The sequence below is a fragment of the Pseudoxanthomonas sp. PXM04 genome (genome assembly GCF_014851695.1).
Lineage (GTDB): Bacteria > Pseudomonadota > Gammaproteobacteria > Xanthomonadales > Xanthomonadaceae > Pseudoxanthomonas_A > Pseudoxanthomonas_A beigongshangi.
This window is the reverse complement of sequence record NZ_JACVAG010000006.1, coordinates 284,160-301,971: the sequence shown is the minus strand read 5'-3', so window position 1 is coordinate 301,971 and position 17,812 is coordinate 284,160. Positions and strand designations below refer to the sequence as shown.

General features: G+C 67.0%; 12 protein-coding genes. 1 reads left to right on the top strand and 11 read right to left on the bottom strand.

Annotated elements, in window-relative coordinates; all coding sequences use genetic code 11:
- Positions 1 to 120: 120 nt before the first annotated feature.
- The 11 genes from IB228_RS16005 to IB228_RS15955 form a co-directional block, all read right to left on the bottom strand.
- Complete coding sequence (locus IB228_RS16005) at positions 121 to 1,656, bottom strand: leucyl aminopeptidase (protein ID WP_225562489.1); 1,536 nt, start codon at positions 1,654 to 1,656, stop codon at positions 121 to 123.
- Positions 1,653 to 2,300: a pyroglutamyl-peptidase I gene (locus IB228_RS16000; protein WP_192199165.1), complete on the bottom strand. Its 648-nt coding sequence runs from the start codon at positions 2,298 to 2,300 to the stop codon at positions 1,653 to 1,655. Before IB228_RS16000 ends, IB228_RS16005 begins: the two co-directional genes overlap by 4 nt.
- A gap of 201 nt (positions 2,301 to 2,501) precedes the next feature.
- Positions 2,502 to 5,276: a pitrilysin family protein gene (locus IB228_RS15995; protein ID WP_192199164.1), complete on the bottom strand. Its 2,775-nt coding sequence runs from the start codon at positions 5,274 to 5,276 to the stop codon at positions 2,502 to 2,504.
- Positions 5,273 to 6,610, bottom strand: coding sequence for a thioredoxin (gene trxA / locus IB228_RS19850; RefSeq protein ID WP_225562488.1), 1,338 nt, complete (start codon positions 6,608 to 6,610; stop codon positions 5,273 to 5,275). Before trxA ends, IB228_RS15995 begins: the two co-directional genes overlap by 4 nt.
- Before the next feature lie 330 nt (positions 6,611 to 6,940).
- Positions 6,941 to 8,125 carry a helix-turn-helix transcriptional regulator gene (locus IB228_RS15985; protein WP_225562506.1) on the bottom strand — a complete coding sequence of 395 codons (1,185 nt, stop codon included), beginning with the start codon at positions 8,123 to 8,125 and terminating at the stop codon, positions 6,941 to 6,943.
- Between the two features lie 19 nt (positions 8,126 to 8,144).
- Positions 8,145 to 9,866, bottom strand: coding sequence for an ABC transporter ATP-binding protein/permease (locus tag IB228_RS15980; RefSeq protein ID WP_192199162.1), 1,722 nt, complete (start codon positions 9,864 to 9,866; stop codon positions 8,145 to 8,147).
- Complete coding sequence (locus IB228_RS15975; protein ID WP_192199161.1) at positions 9,863 to 11,569, bottom strand: ATP-binding cassette domain-containing protein; 1,707 nt, start codon at positions 11,567 to 11,569, stop codon at positions 9,863 to 9,865. The genes IB228_RS15980 and IB228_RS15975 overlap by 4 nt, the downstream gene beginning before the upstream one ends.
- 167 nt (positions 11,570 to 11,736) lie before the next feature.
- Entirely contained in the window at positions 11,737 to 14,208 is a 2,472-nt protein-coding gene (locus IB228_RS15970) for a TonB-dependent siderophore receptor (protein WP_192199160.1), read from the bottom strand.
- Between the two features lie 131 nt (positions 14,209 to 14,339).
- Positions 14,340 to 14,675, bottom strand: coding sequence for an STN domain-containing protein (locus IB228_RS15965; protein WP_192199159.1), 336 nt, complete (start codon positions 14,673 to 14,675; stop codon positions 14,340 to 14,342).
- A gap of 202 nt (positions 14,676 to 14,877) precedes the next feature.
- Positions 14,878 to 15,846 (bottom strand): FecR family protein, encoded by a 969-nt coding sequence (locus IB228_RS15960; RefSeq protein ID WP_192199158.1) that lies wholly within the window; start codon positions 15,844 to 15,846, stop codon positions 14,878 to 14,880.
- 6 nt (positions 15,847 to 15,852) lie between these two features.
- Positions 15,853 to 16,332, bottom strand: a complete 480-nt coding sequence (locus tag IB228_RS15955; RefSeq protein WP_225562487.1) for a sigma-70 family RNA polymerase sigma factor — start codon at positions 16,330 to 16,332, stop codon at positions 15,853 to 15,855.
- Positions 16,333 to 16,654: 322 nt separating this feature from the next.
- On the opposite strand from IB228_RS15955, the gene IB228_RS15950 reads away from it, so the two are divergent.
- Complete coding sequence (locus IB228_RS15950) at positions 16,655 to 17,716, top strand: nucleotidyltransferase domain-containing protein (protein WP_192199157.1); 1,062 nt, start codon at positions 16,655 to 16,657, stop codon at positions 17,714 to 17,716.
- Positions 17,717 to 17,812: the final 96 nt, after the last annotated feature.

The following is a 17,812-nucleotide window of genomic DNA, read 5'->3' as shown; positions in this document are numbered from 1 at the left end:
CGCCGGCCGGACCGGATCCCGGGATCAACAGGCGGCAGTGCCTGGACATGGAAAGGATTCCTGCAAGGAAAAAAGGTTCGCTTGGGCGTGCGTCGCCAACGGAATGGCGCATGTCATGTTTCAATCGCGCGCGGCGAGCTCGCTCAGGTAGCGCACCAGCAGCGATACCGGACGTCCGGTGCCGCCTTTGTGCTCACCCGACTTCCAGGCCGTACCGGCAATGTCCAGGTGCGCCCACGCCACGTTGTCGCCGACGAAGCGCGACAGGAAACAGGCGGCGGTCACGCTGCCCGCCTGGCGGCCGCCGTCGTTGCCGAGATCGGCCACGGTGGACTTCAACAGCGGCTGGTATTCCTCATCCAGCGGCAACCGCCACGCGCTGTCCGCACACCAGCGGCCGGCGGCCAGCAATGCCTCGGCCAACGCATCGCGATTGGCATACAGCCCGCTGTGCACGCTGCCCAGCGCCACCACGCAGGCGCCGGTCAGGGTGGCGATGTCGATCAGGGCGGCCGGCGCGAAGCGTCGCTGCGCGTAGATCAGCGCGTCGCACAGCGCCAACCGGCCCTCGGCATCGGTGTTCAGCACCTCGATGGTCTTGCCGGACAGGCTCCGGATCACGTCGCCCGGCTTCAGCGCGTTGCCGCCGGGCATGTTCTCGCAGGCCACGATGATCCCGACCACGTTGAGGGGCAGCGCCAGCTCGGCGCAGGCGCGCATCACCCCCAGCACCGTCGCCGCGCCGCACATGTCGTACTTCATCTCGTCCATCGCCGCGGACGGCTTGATGGAAATGCCACCGGCATCGAAGGTCACGCCCTTCCCCACCAGCGCGATCGGCGCCTGGCTGGCCGGGCCACCGCGATGATGCAGGACGATGACCCGGGGCTCCTCGCTGGAGCCCTTGGCGACGGCGAGGAACGCATCCATCCCCAATGCTTCGGCACCGGCCTGATCGAAGATCTCCACGTCCAGCGGCCAACGCGCGGCCAATATCGCCGCGGTGTCCGCCAGATGGGTCGGCGTGCAGACATTGCCCGGCGCGTTGCCCAGATCACGCGCCAGTTCCACCCCGTTGGCGGTCGCGATGGCGACCGCCAGCGTCTGGCTGACCGCCGGCTCGCTCTCCGGATCGATCGCCAGCACGACGCTGCGCCGCATCGGCGGCGGGACGCCTTCGCTGCGATAGCGATCGAACCGGTAATCGGCTTCGCGCAATGCGCGCACCGTCAAGGCCGCGCACTGCGCCGCCGGCAGGGCAGACAGTGCGGGGACTTCCAGCACCCAGATCGCGCTGTCGGCACGGCTGGCCAGCCAGGCCGAAGCGGCCGCGCGCGCGGTGGCGAGTACCTGGGTCGCGATGTTTGCCGATGGCTTTCCCATGCCCACCAGCAGCAGTCGCTGCGCCTGCAGACCGTGGGGGGCATGCAACATCAGTGTCGCCCCGGCACGCCGGGGCAGTTCATCCCGTTCGCAACACCGGTCAAGCAGGCCGTCGGTGGCCAGATCGACCGCCTGCAACAGGGGCACGCTCTGCCAATTTTCTTCGGGCACGCCCAGGATCAGGCAATCGGTGGGCTGTTCGAGCCATGTGACCGGATCAGTGGCGGCCAGGCATTGGATATCCATCGGGGTTTTCACGGGTGCGTGGGTCATGGGGAGGAGACATCCGGTTCTGAAGCGATTTCAACGCAGCGACGCAGTCCCGCGACGATCAACGACAGCGGCAGCGCCGGATAGCTCCCTCCCCACGGCATCTCGATGGGTTCGGGGCGGGGCATGGGCACGTGGATGAAGCCGCCGCGCGCGCCATTGCGGCGCTTCAGTGCGCGCATCAGGTGGTAGAAGGTCGCGTTGCACACGTAGGTGCCGGCGCTGAGGGAGATGTCCGCGGGACACTCGAGTGCCTGCAGGCCCTCCAGCATGGCCCGCAGCGGCACCGTGGCGAAGTACGCGGCAGCACCTCTTTTGGACAGGGGCGCGTCGATCGGCCGGTAGCCGTCATTGTCGACGCTCTGCGCGTTGGCCAGGTTGATGGCGACCTGCTCCAGGCAGACCACCGACCTGAAGTTGTCCACGCCGGTGCACAGCACCACACCCGGATCATGTTCGGCCAGCAATGCCTTCAATCTTCGCGGCGCGCCCGCGAAGGTCACCGGCAGGCATCGGGCGATGACCTTGCGGCCATGCACGCGGATGCCGTCCAGCGCGGAGGCGGCCTCCCAGCTCGGATTGGTGGTGGCGCTGCCGAAAGGTTCGAAGCCGGTGATCAGGATCGGCTTCCTGGACAGTCTGGGCATGAGTTTCCTTGTTGCCAGGGCGATGAGAGGACAGCGCGCGGATGCCGCGGAATGAAAAAGAACAGCATGCGGATATCGGGGGGAGAGAGACCCGCCGGTTACCGCATGCTGTTGTCACGAGGAAAGCAGGGATCGGGTTGGTGCGGTGACAGTGACATCGGGCATGCGAGGGGCGCACCGTTGCCGTCGCGGCACGGGTTTCTAGGTGCGCTGGAGATCTTCTTCCGACCACACGGTGACTTCGCCCAGTTCGAGCGCGCGCACCGGCGCCTCGATCTGCGCCAGATCGCCAGCCACCACCCAGGTCATCCCTTCGGGGGTGAACATCGTCCGGGCCGCATCCGCCACCTGCGCCACGCCGGTGCCTTCCAGACGCTGTTTCAGCGTCTGCGCGTAGTCGTCCGGACGTTCGTACAGATGGTTGGACACCAGCGTGGACAACACCGCGCCAGTGGTCTCGTAGCTGCCCGGCAAGGCGCGCACGCTCTGCGCCTTGACCTTGTCCAGTTCCGCTTCGGTGGGTGGCCGATCGCCCGCATACGCCCGCGACTCGCTGATGATCTCGCGGATCGATTCGGCGGTCCTGTCCACCTGCACCGGCGCGGACACCAGCAAGGGACGCTGGCCTTGCGCGTCGGGCATGCCGCTGCGGGCGCCATAGGTCCAGCGCTTGTCCTCGCGCAGGTTCATGTTCAGACGCGAAGTGAACATGCCACCGAACACCGTGTTGGCCAATTGCATGGCCTGGTTGGCCGGCGTGGCGGTGGGCGCCAGCAGCCGCGATACCGTGACCTGCGATTGCTCGCCCGGACGATGCAACAGGTGGACGCGCGAGGACAGGGCTTCGGTGATGCCGGGCAAGGCCTTGTCCGGCGCGGCGGTCTGCGGCGCGGACCAGTCGCCGAACGCGCTTTCCAGCATCGGCAATACCGTGTCCATCGTGGTGTCGCCGGCGAGGAACAACGTCGCGCGATCCGGCCGGAGCCAGGTGGCATGGAACGCCATCAGATCCTCTTGCGTCAGCGCCTGCACCGCGTCCAGGCTGCCGGTGCCGGAGAACGGCACGCCGTAGGCGTGGCCGGCGCCGAACAGCAATCGCGGCAGCAACCGGCTGGCGACCGTGGCCGGGTTGCCGAGTTCGCGCGAAATCGTCGCCAGCAGTTGCGCGCGCAGCCGCTCCAGGTCCTCGGCGCGATAGGCGGGCCGGCGCACCAGTTGGGCGCACAGGACCAGCGCGTCGGCCAGGCCGGTGTTCAGCGTGCCCAGCAAGACGCCTGAGCTGTCCAGCGTCGTGAACGGCTGGAACGTCGCGCCCAGGCGTTGCAGTTGCCGTGCGACCTCGACCGAATCCAGCCGCTGCGTGCCTTCGCCCAGCATCGCCAGCGCGGTACGCGCCACGCCGGTGTTGCGGCCCTGCTCCGCGGCAAGGCCGGCGTCGAAGTGCAATTGAAGCTGGGTGACCGGAATGGTGTGGCGTTCGGCCAGGATCACGCGCATGCCGTTGCTCAGGCAGGCGCGCTGCACCATCGGGAACGCGAGGTCCGGGAAACGCGTCACCGCCGGCACCCCACGACGACGATCCACCGTGCTCGGCGTCGTCGCGTAATCGCACGTCGGCGCGGTCAACGGCGCGGGGCGATCCGGGGCGGCCGGCAGGCCCGCCACCGGCGGGTCGGTGTCGATGTCTTCGTCACCCACCGGCACGATGGTCAGGGTGTAGTCGCCCTGCGCGATCCACTGGCGCGCGGCGGCGACCACTTCGTCCGGCGTCGCCGCCTGCTGGCGGGCCAGATCGGCGCGGTAGGCGGACGGGTCGTTGCGGTAGAGCTGGCCTTCGGCCAGCAGCACCGCCTTGCCGGCGAATCCTCCCACTTTCTCCAGGCCGTGCACGAGTTCGGCACGCAGCACCGTACGGGCGCGCAGCAATTCGTCCGCACTCGGTCCTTCGCGCAGGAACGTTGCCCATTCCTCGGCGATGGCCGCTTCCACGGCTTCTGCATCCGCGCCCGGGCGCAGGTTGACGACCAGCATGAACATGCCGGCCAGCGCCAGCGACAGGACGTCCGCCGAGACGCCGTCGGCCAGTCCATCCCGATAGACCAGCCGCTGGTACAGGCGCGAACTGACGTCGCCGCCCAGCACCCATGCCGCCAGTGCCAGGAGTGGCGCATCGGCATGCCCCAGTCCCGGCACGTTCCACTGGCGCATCAGGCGCACCTGCGGCACGCGGTCGCGCTGCACACCACGGCTGGAGCGCCTGCGCGGCGCGATCCAGGCAGCGGGCCGGCTCACCGGCGGACCGGCCGGAATGTCGCCAAAGTAGGTCCGCACCTTCTCGCGCGCTTGTGCGGGGGTGATGTCGCCGGCCAGCACCAGCACCGTGTTGGCCGCGCCGTAGTAGGTGCTGAACCACGCGCGCACATCGTCCAGCGAGGCCGCGTCCAGATCGTCCATCGAGCCGATGGTGGTGTGCTGGTAAGGATGGTTGGCCGGGAACGCGTTGAGCTGGATGTTCTCCCACGCCCGTCCATAGGGCTGGTCCTCGTTCTGGCGCTTCTCGTTCTTGACCACGCCGCGCTGGGTATCCAGCTCATCCTGGCCGATCGCGCCGAGCAGGTGGCCCATGCGATCCGATTCCATCCACAGCGCCATGTCCAGCGCGGTGGTCGGCACGGTCTGGAAATAGTTGGTGCGATCGAACCAGGTGGTACCGTTCTGGTCGGTCGCGCCGGCCAGCTCGAACGGCTTGAAGAACACGTCCTTGTGGTGCTCCGACCCCGAGAACATCAGGTGCTCGAACAGGTGCGCGAAACCGGTCTTGCCATCCGGCTCGTAAGCCGAGCCCACGCCGTACCAGACCGACACCGCTACCACCGGCGCCTTGTGATCCTCGTGGACGATCACGGTCAGGCCGTTGTCCAGCACGAAGCGCTCGTAACCGATGTCGGGCAACATCGCGCCATCCACACCGCTCATGCCTTCACCTCCACGGTTTCGGCCAGTACCTGCATCAGGCCTGCATGAAGATGCTCGCCGAAGGCGTACTTGGCTTCCAGCCCGATGGCATTGTCCCTGGCCTGGCAAGCCTGCATCAGCGCCCGGAATGCCTTGACCTCCTCGAAGGTTTCCATCTGTTCCGGACTCGCGTCGGGCGAGGCGGCCTCCCGGTCCTGGGCGGCCTTCAGCAGGGCCAGCCGGTGCGCCCATTCTTCCGCGGGATAGGTCAAGGGCAGCGCATGCTGCCACAGCGCGTAGAACATCGTTCCGATCGCCCCGGCCAACGCTTCCTCCAATTCCTCGGCGGGCCAGGCCAGCATCTCGGCGGCGGTCATCACCAGGTGCGAGAACACATCCGGCTTTCCGCCCTGGACAGGTGTGCGCGCCAATGCTTCACCCGCTGCGACGCGCGCCTGCTTCCACTGGGCGGCGGTCGGTGGGTCGCCCGTCGCCTGTCGTTGGTGCAGGAAAGCGACCCGCTCGGCGACCGTGTGTGCCTCCGGACTGGCGCTGGCCTGATAGAGGAAGGTGCTGGAGACGATGTCGGTCAGGTACCAGTGGATGAATCGCGGGGCCAGCGTGCCCAGATCGGCGCCCAGCGGAATCGCCAGCAACCACTCCAGCGGATAGAGTCGTGACACGCCACGCAGGTGGTACTGCGGATGGCCGTCGACATCGACTTCCCGCATGGATACGCCGTGCACAAGCTCGGCCACGCGCGCCGCGTTCGCCGGGATGCCCAGGGTGCCCTCGTAGCGTTGGACGTCCGCGCTTTCCAGGGCCGCCGCCATCAGGCTGTAGCGCTGGTGCTCCGGATCGCTCAGTGGACCGTTGGCACCACAGGAGAGAATCCGGTCGTTGTTGATGTGGTTGCCCACGCGCTCCACTACGGCATCGCGGAGTGCGGCGTCACCGTAGAACGCGCGGAAGCTGCGCCGCGGCGCGGCTGGCGTCGGTGGCGTCACCGGCGCGGTGGCGTACTTGTCCAGCAGGTTGCTGAAATGCGACTTGCTCTGCGATCCGCTGGTGCGCTCGACCACCTGGCCGTTCTGGATCAGCAGCAGGGTGGGCAGTCCGCGCACGTCCATGCGCTCGGCCAGCGCCTTGTTTTCGTCGGTGTTGACCTTGGCAAACTTGATCCGGCCGCCGTAGATCTCGGCCAGTTTGTCGAACAGCGGCGCCAGCGCCTTGCAGGGACCGCACCACGGCGCCCAGAAATCAACGAATACAGGGATGTCCGACTGCTCGACCTCGGCGGCGAAGCTGGCTTCGTCGACTTCGACGACGTCGTGCGTCCGTGGGGTGTCGTGCATGGTGCGTGCTCCGGGTACTTGGAAGTTAAAAGTCAGTCGAGGTCGCGATAGATCGATGCTAGATAGCCGTATCCGCCTCCGAACCCTCCTTTGGTAGGGTTGGGCGCGTATTCCATGCGAATGCGGCGGCGCGTGGTGCGGGTGTTCCCACGCGAATCCGGCGCCACCGTGGCGGTAGTAGGCCGGGTGCAGGGGCAGAACGAACGATTCATGGAGGTTCCAGGTAGATGACGCGAACGCGGGCTCGCGGGTGATGAGCAGCCTAGGCAGCCGGGAATGCGCCCACACCCTCCGTAGGTAGGTAAACGCGCATGCACCGGGACGCCGGATTCAGCCCGCCAGTTGCGCGGCCAACTGGGTGCGGCTACGGATCCCCAACTTGTCGTAGATGTGGCTCAGGTGATCCTTCACCGTGGTGATATCGCGATGCAGGGCGTCGGCGATTTCCTGGTTGCTCATCCCGCGCATGACCAGCAACGCGACGTTGCGCTCCCCCGGGGTCAGTTGCGAGAGGATCGACAGCTGCGAAGGCGATGGCTCGAATGCGGAAACGACCCGCGCGGCCATGCCCGAATAACGCAGCAACACGGTGGGCAGGCGTCCGCCGACGTCGTTCCTGGACACCGCGATGCTCAGGGTCGCCTGCATGTCCCGGCGCAGGGGATGGATCACCCGCTCGCTCAGTTCGCCCTTTTCCCTCGCCAATCCCAGGACATTGCCCAGCCAGCGCTGGCGCAGTCGCTCGCCCGCCTCGCGCAGCACTTTCGGCAGATGGAATTCGATGCGCGCGTCGCCAGGCGGGGGAATGGCTGGCGCGTGGTTCCACAATTGGGTCAGCCGGTAGCCTTCCTCGTTGACGTACAACGGGCGCAAGGTCCAATCGAACAGCGCCAGGCCCACCGGCAAGCCCGACAGGAATCCCTGGATGTCGGCCTGGGTGCCGCACTGCCCTTCATGTTCGAGCAGGCGCGCATGCACCTGTTTCAGCAACGGCACCCATCCCGCCAGGCGCTCCGCCTCCTCGGGCTTGAAGGCACCCCCGACCGGCGCACGGTAGAGGGCCACACCCGCCGAAACCTGCCACTGTTCCCAACCCAGCGGCAGGACCAGCGCATGCCGCCATCCCGACAGCTCCAGCAGGGATCGGCTGGGCTCGATAGCATCGCGCAGGTCCAGCGGTATCGGCGAATCCGTCCCCGCCGACGGATGCGGTCCGTCCAGCGCCGGCAACAATCCGGCGCCGAGCATGGCGGCACTGGCGTGGACGAGGAATGCCTCGGGAACGATCTGCGTGCCTTCCGGCCCGCTGTAGTACGACCGCAGGAATCCCCGCGCCCGCGCCCGCCGTGCTTCGCCGTCCTCGCCCAGCACGGTCGCCGACAAGCCGCTCCATGCCACCGTGGTGTCGTGCGCGACGACCGCCTGCACCAGAGCCTGCACATGACGCCAGAACGTCGGCAGATCGCGGCTGCCCGCCACGTCGGCGAGCAGCGACCGCAGGGGCGCTTCCAGCATCGTCACGGCGGCGGCCTGCTCAACTGGCTGCTCCGGCCGGCAAGGCTGTCTGGATGGCCGGACCTTCCGGCAGGACCAGCAGGCGATGATCGTGGAAGCGATCCAGGGTGGTCCGGTGCGCCACGCTGATCAGCGCCGTGCCCGGCAGCCGGTCCACCAGCAATTGATACAGGTGCGCTTCGGTCTCCAGATCCAGCGCGCTGGTGGATTCGTCCAGGAACAGGAATTCCGGCTTGCCCAGCAGCGCGCGCGCGAACGCCACCCGTTGCTGTTCGCCCAGCGACAGGCGCATGCCCCAGCGGTCGCGATCGTGCAGGCGGTCGACCAGATGCGGCAGACGGCAGTCAACCAAGGCTTGCCGGCAGGTCTCGTCGCGATAGACCTCCGGGGATTGCGGATACGCCAGCGCCACCTTCAGCGTGTCCCACGGCAGGTAGCTTTTCTGCGGCAGGAACAACACGCCCTGCGCCGGCCGCTCGATACTTCCGCGGCCGTACGGCCACAGGCCGGCGATGGCGCGCAGCAGGGTGCTCTTGCCGACGCCGGAGGGTCCGCGCACCAGCCAGCGCTCACCCGGTTTCATCCGCAGATCGCCGATGGCCGCCAGCGCTTCGCCATCCGGCAAGGCCAACGCCAGATCGCGCGACACCAGTACCGGCGCGTCGGTCTCCTCGACGTGGACGCCCCCCGACAGCGGCGGCGCGTCCAGCGCGGCATCCATGTCGCGCAGGCGATTGACCACCGCGATCCACTCCACGATCTTCTGCCAGGCGTTGGCCACCCAGTTGAGCTTGCCGAACACCGTGTTGAACGCGGTATGCAGGGTCGTCATCGTGCCCACTGTCATCGCGCCGGCCAGTACCTTGGGCGCCAGCATCAGGTAGGTGGCGTAGGTGGCGAAGCTGGACGTGGTGAAGGAGAAGCAGGCCCAGCGCATCTGGTAGAAGATCAGTCGCCACCAGTTCTGCCGGACCTGTTCGAAACGCCCGGTCAGCCGGTCGTATTCCACGTCGGCGCCGCCATACAGCGCTACCTGCTCGGCGTGCTCGCGCACCTGGATCATGCCGAAGCGGAAATCCGCCTCGACCCGCTGCTGGTTCATGTTCAGGCCAATCAACGGCCGGGCGATCCACTGGGTCATCCAGGTATTGACGATCGCGAACAGCAGTGCCGCCCAGAACAGGTAACCGGGAATCGACCAATCGCGGCCGCCCAGAGTGAAGTCGAGTGAACCGCCCTGCTGCCACAGCATCGCCGAAAACGCGCCGATGCCCAGCATCGCCGAGTACGCCTCCACGCCCAGGTCGATGGACTTTTCCAGGAACAGCTTGAGGTCCTCGGCGATGCGCTGATCCGGGTTGTCCAGTTGCTGCTCGCGCTCGATCCGGTAGAGCGCTTCCTCGTCCAGCCACAGGCCCAGCCACGGATGGGTCAGGGCGGTGCGCGCTTCCATCATCAAGCGCTTGTGCAGGTAGGTGAAGACGACGAAACAGGCGACCCCGATCATGGCCGCCGTGAACAGCCGCGCCACCCACGTATAAAAGTCGGTGGCGTTGCGGGTGGTCAGGGCATCGATGATCTGCCCGCCATAGCTGGCCAGCTTGACCATCAGCCAGGTATCCATCGCCATCAACCCGGCCAGCAGCACGAGCATGGCCAGCATCCGGCCACGCGCGGGCGCGCGCAGCAGCATCAGCAGCAGCTTCACCACCACGCTCCGCCTGCGTGCCTGCATGCTCATGCCGGCACCCCCAGGTCCTCGACCCACGCCGGTCCGGTTGCCTGCAAACGCAGGCCGTGGGTGTGGAACTCGGTCAGGGTGGGTCGGTGGGCCACGCTGACCAGGGCGGTCCCGGGCAGCCGATCCACCAGCAGCTGATACAGATGCTGCTCGGTCTCCGCGTCCAGCGCACTGGTGGACTCATCCAGGAACAGGAAGTCCGGCCGGCACAGCAACGCCCGCGCGAATGCGATGCGTTGCTGTTCGCCCAGTGACAGCCGCATGCTCCAGCGGTCGCGCTCATGCAGTCGCGTGGCCAGTTTCGGCAGGCGGCAATCGATCAACGCCTGCCGGCATGCCTCGTCGCTGTGGTAATCCGCCGGCCGCGGATAGGCCAGCACCACCTTCAGGGTGTCCCAGGGCAGATAGCTCTTCTGCGGCAGGAACAGGCTGCGTCCGCCCGGAGGCGCGATGCGCCCGTGCCCATGCGGCCACAGGCCGGCGATGGCGCGCAGCAGCGTGCTCTTGCCGACCCCGGAAGGGCCGCGCACCAGCCAGCGCTCGCCCGGCCGCATGCGCACGTCGCCGATTTCCGCCAGCGCGCTGCCATCGGGCAACGCCAGCGCCAGCCCACGGGTCGACAGCATCGGCGTATCGGCTGGCATCATCTCGATGCCGGTGGCCGGTGGGCGGTCAATCGCCTGGTCCAGTTCCTGCAATCGCTTCACCACCGCGATCCATTCCACGATCGCGGTCCAGGAGCTGGCGATCCAGTTGAGCTTTTCCAGGGTCTGGCCATACAGCGCCTGCATCGTGCCCATGGTGCCCACGGTGACGGCGCCGGCCAGCACCTTCGGGCCCAGCAACAGATACATCAGGTAGGTGGACACCCGCCCGGTGGCGGAGTTGTACACCTGGAAGCCGGCCTGGTAGGCGATCAAGCGCCACCAGTTCCGCCGGACCCGCCCGAAGCATTCGATCAGCCGGCGGAACTCGCTGGCACCGCCACGGTAAAAGGCGACCTGCTCGGCATTCTCGCGCACCTGCGCCAGGCCGAAGCGGAAATCCGCCTCCACGTGCTGCTGCTGCATGTTCAGCGCGATCTGCGGCTTGGCGATCCAGCGGGTGAAAATGAAATCGAGCGCCGAGTAGATCAGCGCGATCCAGAACAGGTAACCCGGAATCGACCAGGCTTGCCCGCCCCAGCTGAAATCGAACGCACCGCCCTTCTGCCACAACTGCACCGAGTAGGCCCAGACGCCGCCCAGGGCGCCCAGACCGCCCATCAGCAGGCCAAGCGACGAGGTCAGGAACAGGTCCAGGTCCTGGGCGATGCGCTGGTCGGGGTTGTCGACGCGCTTCTCGCGTTCTATCCGGTAGATCGCCTCCTCACTCAGCCAGTGCCGCAACCACGGGTAGGTCAATGCGGTGCGTGCCTGCATGTGCAACCGCAGGTTGGCGTACATGTACAGGCCGGTGCTGACGAACAATCCCACCAGGCACGCCATCAGGGTCAGCAACGCCCCTCTGAACCCGGCCACGTCGCGCTGGGTCAGGGCGTCGATCATCTGCCCCATCACCACGGCCAGCTTGATGCCCATCCACAGCTGGAGGCCCAGCACCGCGCAGGACAGCAATACGGTGGCCAGCATGCGCCAGCGATAGGGAGACACGACCAGATTGCCCAGCAGCTTGAACACCACGTGCTTGCGGCGACGGCTCATGCGGTAAAACTCCCATCGCCGGCTCCAGGCTGGCGATGTGTCCGTGGGGGAAAGGGGGAGGTTGGGATGCGGGATTCCGCGGGGCCGCCCCGCGCCCGGGCGCGGCGCCATGGGCGGCAACCGCGCACCGGACGCCGGGCGTCCGATCACTCATCGGCCAAGCGCGATCAGAACTGTCCGCGCAGGGTCAGCATCCAGTTGCGCGGTGCGCCGTACCAGTTGCCCGCGCTGGGGTTGGAGATCGTCTGGTAGTAGCGGCGGTCGAACAGGTTGTCGACGTTGAGCGCCAGGTTCCAGTGATCGGCCAGGCGGTACTCCACCCGCAACGTGGTAACACTGTAGAACCCCTGTACGGCACGGAAGGGCACTTCGTTGCCGATGCAGGCGCCGGTCACCGGGTCGAATGCGGCACAGGCCGTGTTCGCCGTGTAGTTCTCGGTCTGCGCGGTCACGCCACCGCCGATGTTCCAGTCGCTGGCATTGCCAGGCAGTTGGTAGGTGGTCCACAGCTTGAACAGGTGCCGGGGCGTCTGGGTGCTGAGCAGCGCTCCGTCGTACCTGCGATTGATGTCGAAGGTATAGCCGGCGCTCAATTGCCAGCCCGGCGCGAGCAGGCCACTCAGTTCCGCCTCCACGCCCTTGCTACGCTGGGTGACCGGGATGACGCAACAGGCGGTTCCCGGTATCGACGCGTGACGGGGATCGGTCACGCCCACGTTGTCCTGGTCAATCTTGAACAGCGCGACCGAACCATTCAGGCGTCCGTCGTGCCAGGCCCCCTTGAGGCCCGCCTCCAGGTTGGTGCCACGCGAGGGTCCCAACGGGCTTCCGTTCGCCATGGTCGTGTTGTTGGCGTTGAAGACCTGTGCATAGCTGGCGTAGAGCGAGTAGCGGTCGTTGATCTCGTAGACCATGCCGCCATAGGGCGTGAGCACACCGCCATCGCCGCTGCGCAGGACGACGTTGCCCAGCGGGAAGGGACCGAAGCGAAGCGCGATCCGGCTTTCCGTGCGGGCGAAGTTGTTGCGTGCACCCAGGGTGACGGCCCAGCGCGCCGTCGGCCGCAGCTTGATGGCGGCGTAGACACCGTGCTGGCGGGTCCGCACGTCGAGCAGGGTGCTGAGGGCGAAGGGCGAGGCGATTGGGCGCGGATACAGGCCGGGGTCGAAGTCGAACGGATTGATCAGGGGTCCGGTGACGGCCAGGCTTTCCAGGTGGGTCTGATAGTCCATCCGCACGGCATCCGCACCCAGCACCAGTTCCTGCGCGCGTCCATTCCAGTCGAACGATCCGGTCAGGTTGACATCGAAGGAGGTCTGGTCGGTCTCCGTCCGGGTGTCCTGCGCATTCGGAAAACCACTCAAACGGTTCGTCACCGGATTGATGGCGGCGCTGATCTCGGGATAGATCCCGGCTTCCTCGGTTCTGAGTTTCGTGGCGCCTGCCTTGAGCCGCCAGCGCTCGCCGAGGCCCTGTTCCACCTGCGCGAAACCCTCGCTGATGTTCGCCCGGATCCGGGCCCAGGGAAAGGTCAGGCCGGTATCGCGCGGCAGGTGCGGATCCGCGCCATCGCTGTAGCGCGGCAGGCCTTTCTCCACGGAAATCCGGCTACTGTCCTCCCGGGAACCGCCCAGCGTCAGGCGGGTGCTGTCGGAGGCGTCGTAGTCGAACACCGCATACAGCTTGCTCATCTTCCGCCCGGCGTTGTTGTAGTGGTACGCCTGGTCCTCGCGAACGGCCACCATGCGTCCGCGCAGACGGCCATCGGCGGTAATCCGGTCGCTCAGGTCGGCTTCGGCGCGGTAGTTGTTCCAGGATCCGGCCGACAGCGTGATATTCGCCATGGGATCGGCCAGGGGACGCTTGCGGGTCAGGTTGACCGATGCCCCGGGGTCGCCACCGCCGCCGAACAGGGCATCCGCGCCACGCAACACTTCGATCCGGTCGTACTGGGAAAGATCCAGGCCGGCGCCATTGATTTCCGAGATGCCCAGCGCCGCGCCACCGTCGACATGGTAGGTGCCGACATCGAAACCGCGTGAGATGAACTTGTTCCGGGTCGACGTGGCCCGGGCCAGGGTGATGCCGGTCGCCCAGCCGAGCGCCTGATCCAGGCTGCGCGCGTTCTGTTTCTGCAAGGTGTCCTGGGTGATGATCGAGACCGATTGCGGCACGTCCTTCAGTGCGGTCGGCATGCGGGTGGCGGAAAAGCCCTCGGCCTTGCCGATTACCAGCAGCGGATCAAAGGTGAAGGCGGCCGTGCGCGGACTCGCGGCGTCGGCTGTCACCTGTTCGCGCGTCGGCGCGGGCATGGCCCGTGGCGGCTCGATGGCGAAGGAGCCGCCCGCGGTCGAACGCAGATCCAGGCCGCTGTCCGCGAGCAGGCGTTCCAGCGCTTCGGCGGCGGTGTAGCGGCCGTCCAGCATGGGCGCGCGCTTGCCCTGCACGGCATCCGGTTCAAACACGATGTTGACATGCGCGGCCTTGCCCAACGCGCGCAGGGAATCGGCGAGCGACTGCTCGGGCAGGCGGATCTCGTAACGGGTGGCGGGCTGCTGCGCCATCGCGGGCCGGGCCGCCAGGCCCAGTGATACGGCGATGGCGATGGCGATACAGCAGCGGCTTGCTGAAAACGGCATGACTTCTCCCCAGAATCTTGCGGCTCACCGGCGGTGGGCTCAGAGCAGTAGACGCTCGGGTGAAAGAATCCGGACAACGCAATGACGCGGGTTTGTCATGTGCTTATGAGTCGTGCGCATGGTATCGCCATTCACCCGGCCGGGGGGCCGCGCACCGGGATGGCCTCGACCCAGTAGGAACCGCCCTCGGTGACGCGCAACCGCAACCGACTGCCACGCAGCAACCGTTCCAGCGCCTCGCGTGGCGTGTAAGTGCCCTTCAGCGTCGGCGATCGCTTTCCCGCCACCAGCACGGGATCGAACGCCACCGTGACATGCGCCTTGCGCCCGACCGCGCGCAATGCATCGTCCAGCGGCTGCGCGGGAAGGTGGAAGTCATAACGCGCCTGCGCCAGTGCGATGACCGGAAACAGCGCCAACAGCAGGCACAGCCCGATCGCCCTGACCCGGCCGGTGGAAATACGCATGCAGCTCCTTTTGGAATCGTTTCCGTCCGTTGTTTCAGCAAAGGACGTCCGCGCACCGTAGTCCGGACATGCGATTGGACGGAATCCGTCGAGGTTCGGGATTTCCTTTACCGGCTTGCATTCACGCAAGCCGCGCGGGAATCCCGCGCCTGCTTCATCGAAGGGAACGACGTTCGACTCTGCGCGGCAGGACGCCCCGGCTTCAATGGCGTCCGGGCGACGCCTTCAACGCGACACCGCCCGGCGTCGATACCACGTCCAGGTCGTGCAGTTGCGCGATGACGCTGGCGAATTCAGCCGGATCGCGGGTGGCGAACACACCGGAGATGCGCAGCTTCGCCAATGCGGGATCCTCGATCCGCACCTGCACCTTGCCGTAGCGGTTGATCTCGGCCACCGCCTCGGCCAGGGTGACGTTGTCGAACATCGCCTCGCCGCGGCGCCAGGCGGTCATTTCCTCGACCGGCGGACGATCCAGCCTGCGCTCGGCGACGCCGTCGCGCAGCGCCAGTCGTTCGCCCGGCACCAGCACCACCGGCGCGATGTCGCGCGCGGCGGGACCGGTGTCGCCGACGTGGCTGACCCGCACGCTGCCTTCAATCAACAGCACATCGAGGCGTTGCTGCTCGCTGCGCACCATGAAGGTCGTGCCCAGCGCGCGCACCTGTTCGTCGCCGGCCTGCACGGTGAACGGCCGCTGCGGATTCTTGGCCACCTCGAACAGGGCCTCACCCCGATCCAGGTGGATGCGCCGTTGGGTGCCGCTGTAGTCGACCGACAGGCGGGTGTTGGTGTTGAGGGTGATCCGGCTGCCATCGTCCAGGGTAACGGTCTGCTGCTCGCCCACATGGGTCTGGTAGACGGTGTCGCCCAGTGCGCGCAGCGACATCAGGGTGACCACGCACAGGAACGCCACGCTGGCCGCCACCGCCAGCCACGGCGGCCGGCGCAGGGCGCGCGACGCGGCCTTTGCGGCCTGCGGCCACGCCGCGCCCGGGATGATCTCCCAGGTATCGGTGACCCGCGAGAACGCGCGCGCGTGCGCGGGATCCTCGGCCAGCCAGGCACGGAAGGCCGCTTCGGAGGCGGGCGTGCGTCCACTTCCCTGCAGACGCACCAGCCACGCCGAAGCTTCAGCCAACGCGAGGTTTTCGGAGATATCCGTTCGCATGATCATTTATTCCTCATCCATCCATTGGGTCAGGAACATCACCGCGCGGGCGACGCGCTTCTCGACCGCGGCGACCGACATGCCCTCGCGTTCGGCCACCTGCGGAAAGGTCAGCCCTTCCAGGCGCTGGGCCAGCAGGCAGCGGCGGGTGAGCGGATCCAGCCGGGCCAGGCCGGAGTTGGCCCGGCGCATGCGCTCGCGCATCCGCAGTTGCTCCTCCGGCTGCGGCGCGCTGTCGGCGATGGCTTCCAGATCCAGCTCGCCGGCCTGCAGCGGCGAGTTCGCCCGCCGGCGCGCCTGGTCGCGGCTGATGTTCAGCGCCGCGGTGACCAGGAAGGCTTCCTGCGAACGCAGCTCGTGCATGCGGGTGTACGACTCCAGCCGGGCGAACGCCTCCTGCAGGATGTCGTCGGCATCCTGCGGCGCGACCCCGCGCCGGAGCACAACGCCCCGCACCTTCCGCCACATCTGGATGACATCACCCATCGCCAGCCCACCACGAATCCGGTTCTCCCACAGGCAAGGACGCCCGGCTGGGCGAATCCGGACATTTATTTTTCCGGGGGCCAATTATCCCTCCAGAGGCGGGCCTGTTCGCCTGGGGCCGCTGGCCTGGCCGGACTTGCCACCGAGCTTTCCGGCGGGCGGTGCTCCTGACCATTTGGCGAGGTTCGAAGATCGGGGCGGTCGATCGAACCGCCGCGGGGGTATGCGCTCCGCGACACGCGCTATACAACAAAATTGAAATTTGTTGTATAACTGTTATACAACGTGCTCTCTTGGTGTTGTATAACTCGGAGTCCCCGCCATGCCCACGCTCTATCGCGAACTCCCCGCAGGCGCCCAGACCGCCTACGGCGAAGCCTATGAAGCGACCCGCCATGCGGAACTGCACCGGAGCGTGGCCTCCCTGTCGGGCTCCTTTCAATCCAAGTCCATCAAGGGCCGGCGGTACTGGTACTTCGCCTATCGGGACGCGCTGGACGGCAGGGTCCGTCAGATCTACGTGGGGCCGTCGTCCGATCATGTCGAGTCGCTAAAGGCCAAGGCGTCCCAGGCTCCCGACCCGGGACTGCCCCGCATCGCGGCGGCCGCCCTGGCGCACGGTTGCGCCAGCATCACGCCCAAGCATTTCCGCATCATTCGCCAGATTGGCGATGCCGGGTTCTTCCGGGCCGGCGGCCTGCTTATCGGCAGCCACGCCTTCGTGGCCCTGGGCAACATGCTCGGGGTGACCTGGGCCAGCTCCACCCATACCCAGGACATCGACTTTGCCCATGGCGGCAGGAACATCTCCGTCGCCCTGCCGGCGGATGTGGACGTGGATGTGCGCACGGCGATCGATAGCCTGCAGATGGGCTTTCTCCCATCCCTGGGCTTCAGTGGCAATCCATCGGGTACGTACGTCAGTTCGGCCGAGCCGGATCTGCGGCTGGATTTCCTGACCACGCGCGGACGGAGCGACGCAGTGGTCGATCTGCCCAACCTCAACATCTCGCTGCAACCGCTGAAGTTCCTCGAATTGCTGCTCGAACAACCCGCCCAGGCCGCCCTGCTGGCCGATCAGGGCGCCGTGCTGGTCAACGTGCCCGACCCGACCAGATTCGCCCTGCACAAGATGATCGTGGCGGTCGAGCGGCCACCGAGCGAGCGCGTGAAGGCCAACAAGGACCTCGATCAGGCCTCCGCCGTGCTCGAATGCATGCTCGACCAAGGGTATGCCGACACGCTGCAGGCATCGGTCGCGGACCTCCTTGAACGCGGCAGCGGCTGGCGCTCCCGGTTCGATACGGCGATCAAGCGCCTGTCCGCGCGCCACGCCGCCATCGCCGCGCGCTTCGTCGCGGACGTCAGCAGCCAAGCTCAATAGGCGCCCGCTGGCCCGAGGGGCCCAGACGCATCCACCCCGCCTTCTCCGGCGAACATGCCGTCAACGCACGGTTCTCCGCCACCACCTGAAACTCCC